This is a genomic window from Clostridium simiarum (genome assembly GCF_018919175.1).
Classification (GTDB): Bacteria; Bacillota; Clostridia; order Clostridiales; family Clostridiaceae; genus Clostridium_L; species Clostridium_L simiarum.
This window is the reverse complement of sequence record NZ_JAHLQL010000002.1, coordinates 328,459-340,520: the sequence shown is the minus strand read 5'-3', so window position 1 is coordinate 340,520 and position 12,062 is coordinate 328,459. Positions and strand designations below refer to the sequence as shown.

At 29.4% G+C, this 12,062-nt stretch carries 12 protein-coding genes; 2 read left to right on the top strand and 10 right to left on the bottom strand.

Features of this window, described 5'->3' with window-relative positions; genetic code table 11:
• Positions 1–23 precede the first annotated feature (23 nt).
• The 7 genes from KQI89_RS09525 to KQI89_RS09495 all read right to left on the bottom strand — a co-directional run bounded on the left by KQI89_RS09525 (position 24) and on the right by KQI89_RS09495 (position 8,050).
• Positions 24–1,412, bottom strand: a complete 1,389-nt coding sequence (locus KQI89_RS09525) for a glycoside hydrolase family 1 protein (RefSeq protein ID WP_216456905.1) — start codon at positions 1,410–1,412, stop codon at positions 24–26.
• A 29-nt stretch (positions 1,413–1,441) separates the two neighbouring features.
• Positions 1,442–1,900 carry a hypothetical protein gene (locus KQI89_RS09520; RefSeq protein WP_216456904.1) on the bottom strand — a complete coding sequence of 153 codons (459 nt, stop codon included), beginning with the start codon at positions 1,898–1,900 and terminating at the stop codon, positions 1,442–1,444.
• Between the two features lie 225 nt (positions 1,901–2,125).
• A complete protein-coding gene (gene celB / locus KQI89_RS09515; protein WP_246583049.1) occupies positions 2,126–3,427 on the bottom strand; it encodes a PTS cellobiose transporter subunit IIC in 1,302 nt (433 codons plus the stop codon).
• A gap of 31 nt (positions 3,428–3,458) precedes the next feature.
• Positions 3,459–3,767: a PTS sugar transporter subunit IIB gene (locus KQI89_RS09510; protein ID WP_246583048.1), complete on the bottom strand. Its 309-nt coding sequence runs from the start codon at positions 3,765–3,767 to the stop codon at positions 3,459–3,461.
• A 135-nt stretch (positions 3,768–3,902) separates the two neighbouring features.
• Complete coding sequence (locus tag KQI89_RS09505) at positions 3,903–4,433, bottom strand: glycine/betaine/sarcosine/D-proline family reductase selenoprotein B (RefSeq protein WP_216456903.1); 531 nt, start codon at positions 4,431–4,433, stop codon at positions 3,903–3,905.
• Positions 4,434–4,443: 10 nt separating this feature from the next.
• Positions 4,444–4,797, bottom strand: a complete 354-nt coding sequence (locus KQI89_RS09500; protein ID WP_216456902.1) for a PTS lactose/cellobiose transporter subunit IIA — start codon at positions 4,795–4,797, stop codon at positions 4,444–4,446.
• Between the two features lie 535 nt (positions 4,798–5,332).
• Entirely contained in the window at positions 5,333–8,050 is a 2,718-nt protein-coding gene (locus KQI89_RS09495) for a sigma-54-dependent transcriptional regulator (protein WP_216456901.1), read from the bottom strand.
• A gap of 421 nt (positions 8,051–8,471) precedes the next feature.
• On the opposite strand from KQI89_RS09495, the gene KQI89_RS09490 reads away from it, so the two are divergent.
• The gene (locus tag KQI89_RS09490; protein WP_032120618.1) at positions 8,472–8,663 is read left to right on the top strand and encodes a YuzB family protein; all 192 of its coding nucleotides are present in this window, start codon (positions 8,472–8,474) and stop codon (positions 8,661–8,663) included.
• A 114-nt stretch (positions 8,664–8,777) separates the two neighbouring features.
• Here the strand turns inward: KQI89_RS09490 and KQI89_RS09485 are convergent, their stop codons facing one another.
• On the bottom strand, positions 8,778–9,023 hold the full coding sequence (locus tag KQI89_RS09485) for a hypothetical protein (protein WP_216456900.1): 246 nt from the start codon (positions 9,021–9,023) through the stop codon (positions 8,778–8,780).
• Between the two features lie 157 nt (positions 9,024–9,180).
• Positions 9,181–10,551: an aldehyde dehydrogenase gene (locus tag KQI89_RS09480; RefSeq protein ID WP_216456899.1), complete on the bottom strand. Its 1,371-nt coding sequence runs from the start codon at positions 10,549–10,551 to the stop codon at positions 9,181–9,183.
• 70 nt (positions 10,552–10,621) lie between these two features.
• Between KQI89_RS09480 and KQI89_RS09475 the strand changes: the two genes are divergently transcribed.
• Entirely contained in the window at positions 10,622–11,683 is a 1,062-nt protein-coding gene (locus tag KQI89_RS09475; RefSeq protein ID WP_216456898.1) for an anti-sigma-I factor RsgI family protein, read from the top strand.
• A 120-nt stretch (positions 11,684–11,803) separates the two neighbouring features.
• On the opposite strand, the gene KQI89_RS09470 is transcribed toward KQI89_RS09475, so the two are convergent.
• Positions 11,804–12,031 (bottom strand): glutaredoxin family protein, encoded by a 228-nt coding sequence (locus KQI89_RS09470; RefSeq protein ID WP_032120614.1) that lies wholly within the window; start codon positions 12,029–12,031, stop codon positions 11,804–11,806.
• Between the last annotated feature and the right edge of the window lie 31 nt (positions 12,032–12,062).

The window sequence follows — 12,062 nt, the reverse complement described above, 5'->3', positions numbered from 1 at the left end:
CTTTTAATAGTTTATTATTTAAATTAAAATCCATTATTTTTTATTAATTCTTTAAACCAATATCCACTCTTTTTTATAGTTCTCTTTTCAGTTTCTAAATCTAAAGCTACTAATCCATAACGGTTTTTATAAGCATTTTGCCAAGACCAGTTATCTAAAAAAGTCCATAAATGATATCCTTTTACGTTACATCCTTCACTTATAGACTTATGTAACCAAGACAAATGGCTCTTTATAAAATCAATTCTATAATCATCTTGAATAAAACCATCAGAAATATATTTTTCCTCGCCTTCAACCCCCATGCCATTTTCTGATATATAACAAGGTATGTTTTCATAATTCTCCTTAATATCTATCATTATGTCATAAATACCCTTTTCATATATTTCCCAGCCTCTATAGGGATTCATTCTTCTTCCTGGCATTATATATTCATCATAAAAATGATGTGGCATAAAGGGTGCCTCTGGATTAGGAAGGTTTTCTTTAGCTTTAACTCTTCTTGGCTGATAATAGTTAACTCCAATAAAGTCAACTTTATTATTTTTAATCACTATTTTATTCTCTTCTGTATACTTTGGTAAATGATTGTACTTTTCTATAAGCTTCACTAAAGCCTTAGGATACTCCCCCTTTACTGCAGGATCAAGGAAACTCCTATTCATAAATAAATCTGCTATTGTACTTGCTTTTAAATCTGCTGGATTATTACTCCTAGGGTAAGGTGGACTTAAATTTAAAACTATTCCTATACTTCCATCCTCTATTTTTAACTTTCTAAATTCTTCTATAGCCCTTGCGTTAGCTACCATGGTATTATAAGCTACTTGTATTGCTTTTTTAAAATCCACCATATCTGGGTAATGAAAATTATATAGATACCCTCCTTCAACAGGTACTATAGGCTCATTAAATGTTATCCACCTCTTTACTCTATCTCCAAAAAGTTTGAAACAGTTTTTTGCATAAACTGCATAAGCTTCAACAACTTTTTTACTTTCCCATCCACCTATCTGTTGTAATTCAAAAGGCATATCAAAATGATAAAGATTTATAAAAGGTTCTATACCCTCTTTAAACATTTCATTAATTACATTATTGTAAAACTCTACTGCCTTTTGATTCACCTCTCCTATGCCACCTGGAATAAGTCTTGACCAGGATATGGAAGTTCTATAAGAATTCAAATTTAATTCTTTCATAAGATCTATATCTTCTTTATATCTATGATAAAAATCGCTAGTTTTCTCTGGTCCTATATAATTAAAGAATCTATTGGGTTGTTTTTCATGCCAATAATCCCATATATTTTTTCCCTTTCCATCTTCTTTTGCTGCGCCTTCTGATTGAGGTGCTGATGAGGCTGCTCCCCACCAAAATCCTTTGGGAAACTTATATTTCAACTCCATAAATTATCCCCCTATATAAATTTTTAATATTAAACTGTAACCTTTTCAAATCTCAAAGCCATTAAATAATAGCCTATGGCAAATAATATAACCAAGGGTCCAAAGAAAGGTGCAAAAATAACGCATACTATGATAACATGACTAGCGTAGTTAAATAAATCTTTGAAGTTTAGGTTATCTACCCTTTTGAATATATTAATAATATAGTACACAATAGCTATAACTAAAGATGATGTCAAAACTCCTAACCACATATATATAATTGCTACTAATATAGATAAAGAACCTAAGGTTTTATAATAATCTACATAAACCAAAATCTTTCCAGTAAAAGCACCTATAAAAAACTGTAAAAGCATTGAATATAGTATTGCTAAAATAGTCGTAATAACTTGAAACCTTAATATTTTTGGTATAGATTCCCCTCTTAACCTGCTATAAAATTGTGGCTTTATGAAACTTATTTTAAATTCTTCAAATATATTCACTAATATTTCACCCTTCCAAGGCTTTCTATTATTTGGAGGGTGTCCTCTAAGCCTAATTATTATAAACTTATCAGTGCACCCTCTCTTTTATTTACTATGTCTATTAATTATAACTTTGTAAAATTTCTATTTTTGCTACTTTACTGAGTCCATTATAAAATAGCATTTTTTATTATTCTAAATTTCTATCTAAAGTCCATAAATATACATAAATATAAAATATCTTTAAGATTGTTCTTGTTGATAGTATTGTTTATCTACAACTCTTAAAAATGGTAAATATATAAAGAATGAAATTGCAATTTCAATAATATGCAATATTGCTCCTCTTATTCCCGATACCAAGAACCCTCCTATTACTGGTGGCGTTGTCCATGGAATTAGAACCCCAGATGGCCTAGGTACCAATCCTGTTGATATTGCAAAGTAAGAAACAACAGCTAAAATCATTGGCGTAAGAATAAATGGAATCATCATTATTGGATTTAAAACTATTGGCAATCCAAAGGTAATTGGTTCATTTATATTAAATAAACCTGGAAGTACAGCAAGCTTACCTAACTTTTTACACTGCTGTGATTTACATATAAATATCATTGCTAAACATAAAGCAAGTGTACAACCTGAACCTCCGAATTGAAGGTATATTTCTTGAAATTGTTGAGTTATAATGTGTGGTAATTCAGCTCCTGCTTGGAAAGCCTTTAAGTTATCACCAGATAATGATAGCCATATAGGTGACATAACAGCTCCAACTATATTAGCTCCATGAATACCAAATACCCAAAATAGGCCTATAAATAAGTTCGCTATAAGTGTAGCTGGAAGAGTATCTCCAAGACTTGTTAATGGTGCTTGTAGTACCTTATAAATAAATTGATGTATAGTTGTAAAAGATGTAAATGTAAATATTAACCTTATCACATCAAATAATAATATAACTATTAGAGCAGGTATCAAGGATGAGAATGCTTTTGAAACTGATGGTGGAACTCCCTCTGGCATCTTAATTACCCAACCTTTTTTCACCACAAATCTAACAATTTCAGTACTAATAATTGCAGTAAACATTCCGACGAATAAGCCCTTTGAACCTATCCATTCCATTGGTATAACATCTGAAACCTTAAAGACTTCTTTAGTTCCTTCAGGTGTAAATGAAACCATGAAAGGAGTAAGGATTAAAAATGCTACAAGTGCTATAACAGCTGAACTTGCCCCTTCTAATTCATATTGTTTTGCAAGACTATAGGCTATTCCAAATACAACAAATATAGTCATTATTGCCATAGTTGATTCAAAAGGTCTTACAAAGAATACATTCCAATTTGCTCCAAACACCTTAGCCATAAAATCTCCATAGCCTGGTATTGGGAAGTTTGCAAACAGTAGTGACATTGCTCCTAAAATAAGTAGAGGCATTGCTAGCATGAAGCCGTCACGAATAGCCATAAGATATCTGTTTTCAGCAATCTTACTAGCTACTGGCATTAGCTTACTTTCCATTGAGTCCATAAATTTACTCATTTAAAATATCCCCCTCTCAGATAATTAAAATTTATTTTTTAGCAAGCTTTAAAGCTTGATCTAAAACCTTTTCACCATTCATCAAGCCATAGTCTTGAGGACTAATAACATCTATTGGTACTCCTTTTTCATCACAAAGCTTTTTCATTTTAGTCAAAGCATACCTTACTTGTGGTCCTATTAAAGCCACATCAACATTTTGAATTTTTTGAGCCATATCTGCCTCTGGATATGCATTTATACTTATCTCTATTCCTCTTTCTAGAGCAGCCTTCTCAATTTTTGTAACTAAAAGACTTGTTGACATTCCTGCTGAACAGAATAATGCAATATTTATCATTTCAATCCCTCCTATATTTCTTTCCATATAAATTATATATTGCTCTTTTTTATATTAGACCAATATTAATTCTCTTTATTTAGCGTCCATAATAACTTAATTTATTTGTTTATAATCCATAAATATATTTAAAGGCTATTCTCTTTTGAAATATCCTTCTTCCTCAGCAGTTCCTATAACCTCTTTCCTACCTAACTTAGCTGCAAAACTTGATATTTTCCTTAAAGAATTATTTAAACCTACACCACCTCTACCTGGGGTTTCTATTATATATATTTTTTTCCTAAACAGTTCTGTACCTGTACTATCCTTTGCCATGGCTGCAAATGCAGGTATATTTAGTTCTTTTTCTACTGCCTCTACTAGGTACCCTGAGCACTCTCCATATCTTTTATAATTCAATGCTGGTCCACATAAAACTACATCTGGATTAACTTCTTTTATCATTTGAAGTATTTCTTTTATGACCTCTTCTTTGTTTTCTAAAAAATAATTATCTCCACAGATTATAGTCCCTACAATATCTGCTCCATACCTCATCATAGTGTTTTTTAAAAGCATTCCTGGTCCGCAGGCTCCTTTTTGATATTCTGGAGTAATATTCATTTTTTCATCGGATCCAAAACCTGCTTGAACTTGGTTTAAAAATTGAACTACCTTTATCATAATTATCACCTTATATCCTATCTATTTTTATTTTTAGCTCATTAATCTCTTTTTGCATATCAATCATATTTTTTACAAGATCTCTTGCAAGTATAGTACTCATGAGATGATCTTGTGCATGGGCCATTAATATATTTACCTTAACAGGACTTCCCCCTGCTTCTTGTTGGATAAGAGTTGTTTGTATGTTATGAGCATTCATTAAAGACTTTTCAGCCTCTTCCATTACCCTATTAGCTTCTTCATGATTATCTTCCTTTATATAATTAAAAGCTTCAAACAAATAACTTCTAGCATCTCCAGAATAACTTATAAGACTGAAGATGATTTCTTCACTTATATCTCCTTTTATTCCTTCTGTCATATCTATTCCTCCATACTCTATATTAATATTCTTATATTATTTTATAGCAATAGTCATGCCAATACTTTTAAATTCTTTGAAACCCTTTATTTACAAGGCTTCCTCTATATTTATTGTTAAATGTGTATATAAAGACTATACACTTATCACTTTTTAAGTTAAAAGTGATATACAAGTATTACTATGTTTCTTATTCCATATTTATTTAAGATTTATTTTAATACACTAGGTGCCTTCTAAGCTTTTAACGCTAAAATTACAAAAAAGAACCTATATGATAGGCTCTTTTTCTATTAGTATCTAGCATATAGGTTCCATTTTATTTTTTAACTTCTCTTTTTATCTATAAAATTACTTATCCCATGCCTACCCACTCTAATACTCCCATCTTCTTCAAAGTAGGAATAAGGAGCAGTCATCTTCCTGAATAACGATTTCTAAGCTTTAGAGGGAGTAAAAACTCCCTCTAAATGCAAGTACTCTGTTTATACAGTTCATACTTAATTTCCCAAAATGTTATACACATTATAAACTTTTATATACCCATTACGTTTCTTAACACAAAACATACTTCATCTTCATTAAACTCAATATTATAATATACTTCTATAGGTTTTAAGCACTGTTTTATTATTTTAAATTCTTTTTGATACTCTTCTTTAATTATCTCCTTTGAATAACAAGGAGTACTAGACTTTCCTGATATGATATTGCTTATAGAACAAACCATGTGAACCATAAGACCTATAGATATATCATAGGTAACCTTTTTATTTATCTTATTTCCTACTTCAACTAAAAAATTATTGTATAAGGTTTCAAAATTAGAAAGGTCTATATTTTTAACATCATTTTTTAATACTTCTATAAAGCTATCATAATCATTAGCCTTACTATTTTTTTCCTTTCTGTTTTCTAATATATCTACTAACTTATTACACTCATTGTCCATAAATATATCATAGGTTGATACATAAGGTATTCCATATATATTAGGATTTACAGTTCCTACTATAGCTAATATATTTTTTTCTTTTGACATATTATTTAATGCATTATAAGTATGGTTTTTATTATTTAAAGCCATAGGGAATATCTGTATATTATAATCTTTGGTATTTATTTTACTTTCTATAAAGTTTTTTAATTTTATTGCACTACCTTCTCCAGTTGTACATAATGTAATTATTATATTATCTTTTTCTGGTATGAAATTATCTGAAACTTTAATGTTATGAGCCCCATAATTACTTAAGCTTTTTCTTATACTACTATATATTTCATTCATATCAGATTCTATTACAGCTTTTCTTGAACATTCTATAGCAATAGCAGTAGATACCATATCTATAACTTTTATATCTATACCTGTATCCTTGTTTATAAGTTCTCCAAATATGCTTAAAGATCCCATATCAACTAGAAGAATTACTCCCCCTCCTTGATGTTTTTTTATTACTAAATCCTTCAATTCTTCATAAGCTATCTCTGAACTTTTATCTAATGACATGTCATAGGCATACACATTATTTGCGCCTACAAGCTTATTTACAACTTCAGTCATAGAAGAAGCGGTGCTTTTACCATGCATAGCTATAACTACAATAGGCCTGTCTTCTAATGCTTCACATTCTATTTCATTTACTGTTAAAAACATGGATATAAAACCGATTTCATCCTCTGGTACACTTATATCATATGTGATTTCTATACGACTAGCTAACTCTTTAGATATTTCGTATTCTTTTTCGTATTTTGTTTTTATATTCTCTAAATTGTGATTTAATATGCTTTTCCCATCTTTTATTCTACTAATACTTGAATTTATATGAAGACATAAACCATAGAACACTTTAGTTGGAAATACCTTTCTAAGTTTATTAGTTGCAATCTCTAAAAATCCCTCTACCAGCATAATAATATTCTCATCTACTACTTTTGATAGTTCCTCTTTCTTTACACTTTGATTAAAATTTCTTATAAATGTTTTAAAGTAATTTTCTATATCAAATTCCATTAAAAGCTTTATTTCTTTTTCTTTTATTCCCCTTTTATGAAGCTCCTGCATCCTTTTTTCTATTCTTTCATAAAAGTTATCTGGAAGAGAATAATCCCCTTCTTTTATTTGACTCTTCGGTCCTTTAGGGGTAAAGTATAGTCTATCTTCATTCTTTACTATTTTATCCACTTCGCTTGCATAATTTTTATAGATGAGTAGTCCTTGATTTACATAAGAAGCGAAGTCAGTACAATGAACTTCTATATTTCTTAGTCCTTTAGATATGGAATTTAGAAATGCATTAGCACATCCTAATTGTATATCACTTTTAAGTTGTCCTACATTTCCTGGGCATTCATAAAGCATAAGTTGTCTCATTGTATTTGATGATATAGATATGTCTTTTCCAATTCTAGCAGCTTCTATAGTAAAGAATTCACACATCAGCTGAAATCTTTCTTCAAGACTCCTGTCATTTAAAGCGGGTATCCTTATATTCATCGGAATTCTTCTTGTAAAAGTAGTAAGAAGTACATTATCTATTTCCTCTGTAGTAGCACAAATTATAAGCACTTCACATTTCTTTTTACTTTCCTCCCCCAAAGGTGTATATAATCCCTTATCTATAAGATAAAAAAGCATCTCTTGTCCTTCTGGTGGCAATCTATGTACCTCATCTAAAAATAAAACTCCTCCATTAGCTTTTCCAACTATGCCCATTCTATCTTTATCTGCTCCTGTAAAAGCACCTTTTTTACAACCAAAAAGATGTGCCAATAAAAGCTGAGGATTATTTGCATAATCAGCACAATTAAAGGCTATGAAAGGAGCATTTAGTTTAAAAACACTGTTTTCCATGGAGAATTTATACATAAGCTCTGCAAACATGGTTTTTCCAACTCCACTTGGTCCAAGTATTAATGTATGAAGACCATTGGGAGGATATAACATGGCTGCCTTGGCTTGTTGAATGCATTTTTTTAAGCTTTTATCATTACCAATAAGTTCATCAAAATTTGCATTTTCTTTAAATGATGGATTTTGATTTTTAAATGAAGAATTCAAAGTGTATAACACTGGTTTTCCTTTTATCTTTAGTAAAACCCCTTCTCTATAAAGCTCATTAAGTATAGAGCTTACATTGCTTCTTTGAAGTTTTAACTCTTTCGCTATTTCTCCTGCTGACAAACCAACTTCATCATTACTCATTGAAATCTCTATAAAATCAAGGATTTCTTCTTTATTACTTCTCATTATAACCACTCCTTATAAGGGCAGATATTAAACGAAATTTTGGATTATTTAAAAATCCAATAATTAAATGCATATTGTTTTGGCAAGCAATTACATTTATTGTATCAATGTTTATAACTTCATACAACCTGTGCACCTGGAACTTCATATCCTCAATGAAATATCATTAGTAAATAGTAAACAAAACTTAAATGAAATATTCCCTATAAAAAATAACCTATTCAAAATATTTTATATTCTTTATAATAATTATATAAGATTTTATACCATGACCATTTGCTATGATGGTTTTTAAGGGTCTTAGGGAGTCCCCCCTCTGAAGCTATTAACTATTTACGGTATAAATCCTCAAGGAAAAGTACTAAAGACTTTTAAAATAAACCTATATTATGAAATATTTATTAATAAGGAGATTAAATCTATGATAAGACTTTGTGCCTTTAGTAAGTATGCTGATGATATCATCAGCCTTCTAGAGAAAGAAAACCTTGAATTTACTTTAGAAGAATGTTTATTAAGATGCGACCTTTGTCGCTCTATTCCCTTTGTAAGAGTTGGTAATGAATTTATTACCTCTGACACCATTGAGGGTTTAATCCATAAGCTAAAGTAACTTTTTTCATTTTAAAATTAATTTCTAAATATCTTTTATCCTTAATTGTGATTACAATAATGTGCTTAATTGAAGAATATAGTAAGGGGTAAGCTTTAATAAAATTAGTCCTTACTATTTTGTCTTCATACTTTCCAGTGCTTGAAGTATTTTTGATTTAACTTTTATAGGCGCTACGTCCTCTACCACCTGAAAAATCATCTCTTCGGTTACTACTTCCACATTGTGTTCTTGAACCCACTTAGTTGCTAATTTTATTATGCTTTTTTGAAATAACTTTGGGGTAGAGTTTAATATGGCCTCATACATCTTTCTACTATTACCCTTCCAAATAACTTCTTCTAAATTTTTTTTACTCATTACATTCAACTCCATATTTTAATATTTAACATATTTTGTTCTCCCTACTATTTCTATGATATTTTCAATGCTTTAATACTTATTCTAAATTCCTTTAATATATTTATGTAAAAAAAGTACTTGCCATTAATGCAAATACTTTATTATTTTAGTTCCACTACATAATCTTCTTAAGCAAATTAAATCTTTCCTTGTATGGTGCATATCTGAAGTTAATATCTAACCTTCCCCTCTTAATAACTGATTTATAGTGAGAAAAGGTTTCAAAACTAGATTTTCCATGATATCCCCCCATACCACTCTCACCTACCCCTCCAAAAGGTATATGGTGAGAAGCCACATGTATTATAGTGTCATTTATACAAGATCCACCTGAAGCAGTATTTTTTAATATTGTTTCTTGAGAAGTTTTATTTTCTGAAAAATAGTAAAGAGCTAAAGGTTTAGGTCTACTATTTACAAAATGAATTACTTCACTTAAATCTTCAAATTCTAGAAGTGGGAATATAGGACCAAATATTTCCTCTTTCATTATTGGATCTTCTAAACTTACTCCCTCTATTACGGTAGGTTCAAAATAAAGTTCCTCTCGTGCAGTATTTCCCCCTACAACTATATTGCCTTTTTCTAAATACCCTTTTAGCCTATCAAATTGCTTTGAGTTAATTATCCTTGGATAATCAGGGCTGAGTTTAGAATCTTTTCCATAAAAGATTTCTATATATTTTTTCATACTTTCTATAAAGTTTGCTTTTATAGACTTATGAATCATTAAATAATCAGGAGCCACACAGGTTTGACCAGCATTTACTAATTTTCCCCACACTATTCTTTTAGCTGATAAATCTATATCTGCATCTTTATCTACTATACAGGGACTTTTTCCTCCAAGTTCTAAGGTTATAGGTGTTAGATGTTTTGATGCACTCTCCATAACAACTTTACCTGTAGACACGCTACCTGTAAAAAATATATAGTCAAATTTCTGCTCTAGTATCTCTCTAATAGCTTCTCTGCCACCACTCTCATATATAACATCTACATACTCCCTTTGAAAGCATTCTTTAATAATTTTTTTCAATACTATATTAATATTTGGAGAATATTTAGAAGGTTTTATAACTGCACAGTTTCCTGCCGTTAAAGCTCCCACTAAAGGCGCCATGGTAAGTTGAAATGGATAGTTCCATGGAGACATTATAAGTACAACACCATAGGGCTGAGGATAAACATAACTTGAAGCTGGAAAATGTACCATAGGTGTTCTTTTTCTTTTAGCCTTAGACCATTTTTTAACACTTTTTATAGCTAGATCTATTTCTTCTAATACAAGTCCTATCTCTGTAGCATAGGCTTCAAATTTTGATTTTCTAAGATCCTTCCATAATGCATCTAATATTTCATCCTCATGATTTATTATTGAAATCTTCAACTTTTTTAATGTCTTAATTCTAAAGTCTATAGGTAGTGTATTTCCATTTAAAAAGTAAGATCTTTGAGTATTTATTAATTCCTTTGCTTCATTCATATAAATTACTCCTTTAAACTTTGCAAATTTTTTAATTATATATTAGTATTATTTCTAGAGGTGCATATTTATGGATTACAAATTTATGTTGATTAAAAATAAATATAAATTTCTTTATAAACAAAAGATGATGATTCTAGATGAAAATTTCGTAAGTACAGTAAGTGAAGAGATTTCTTTATTCATTAAAGAATTAACTTTATATGGAATAACCCTTAAAAGTCTTTGTAATAAACGTCCTGAAGGCAATGAAAAAGATTTGCTTTTAAATATAGCCTTTGCCTTAGCTGAGAATAATGGCTTATCCAATTTAATTCAAAAACATAGGGCCTTACCCATAAAAAAGATTTCAAAATTTACTTATGAATCTGCATCTTTTATAGAGAAATGGCAAAGTTATATAATATCTTATTATTTAATCCTATCTAAATCACAGTATTCTAATATAAAAAATTATCTTAATATACAACTTAACGATATAAATCAAATAGAAGATATTAATGATAATGAAAACATTTTTCAAAAAAATGACGCCTTAGTTATCTATGATGAAAATCATACTCATAATTTAGGTACAGGTGTTTTGCTTAAAACTTTTAAAGATAATGCTATAATACTAAATTCTTATGGAGACTTCATAAAAATAAAGCTAAATAAAGAGGATTCTCCTATAATAGGTGCCATAATAAATGGGGAGATAATTAAAAGCTATAAAATACATAAATACCCTATTTTAGCTAGTTCAATCTCTTTAATACTACTACTTCTAGTAGGTTTTGCTTTGTATACTCAAGCAAGTACTACTATAATTTTAGATATGGATGCTTCCATAAAAATTCAGGTTAATAAGTTTAATAAAATTATAAGTGTAACTCCTAATAATAGTAACGGTAAAAAAATAATATCATCCTTGAAGTTAGAAGGCAAGGCTGTAGATGAATCTCTTTATAATATGTTAAATAAAGCTAAAGAATTAGAGATAATAAAAGAAAAATCTATTATATATATCTATGTTAATGGAGATAAACTAAAAGAAAGTAACCTTATCTCTTCTGAAAATTTTATTAAAGAAAATAAAATAGAGGCCCGAATAAATAACTCTGGAAATGAATATAATATAAATGTTAAGTGATTTTACCACTTATAAATCCATCCTCTTATAAACCTATATAAAGATATGAGGATAATTAGCCACTTCCTAATAGCTAATTATCCTCATATTAAAATTACATATAGTTATACTATAGAATCATTATTTACTTAATAATGATTCTATTTCTTCCTTATTAAATCCAATAACTGTTTCTTCATCAATTTTTATTACAGGAACACTCATTATTCCCATAGCCATTAATTCTTTTCTATTTGTTGGCTCTTTAACATTCTTTTCCTCATAACTAATATTATTTTCTGCAAAATATTCCTTTGCACTTACGCAATATGTGCAAGTGTCTGATGTATACATAACAACTTTTTTCATTGTAATTCCTCCCTTTTCATTAACCAATATA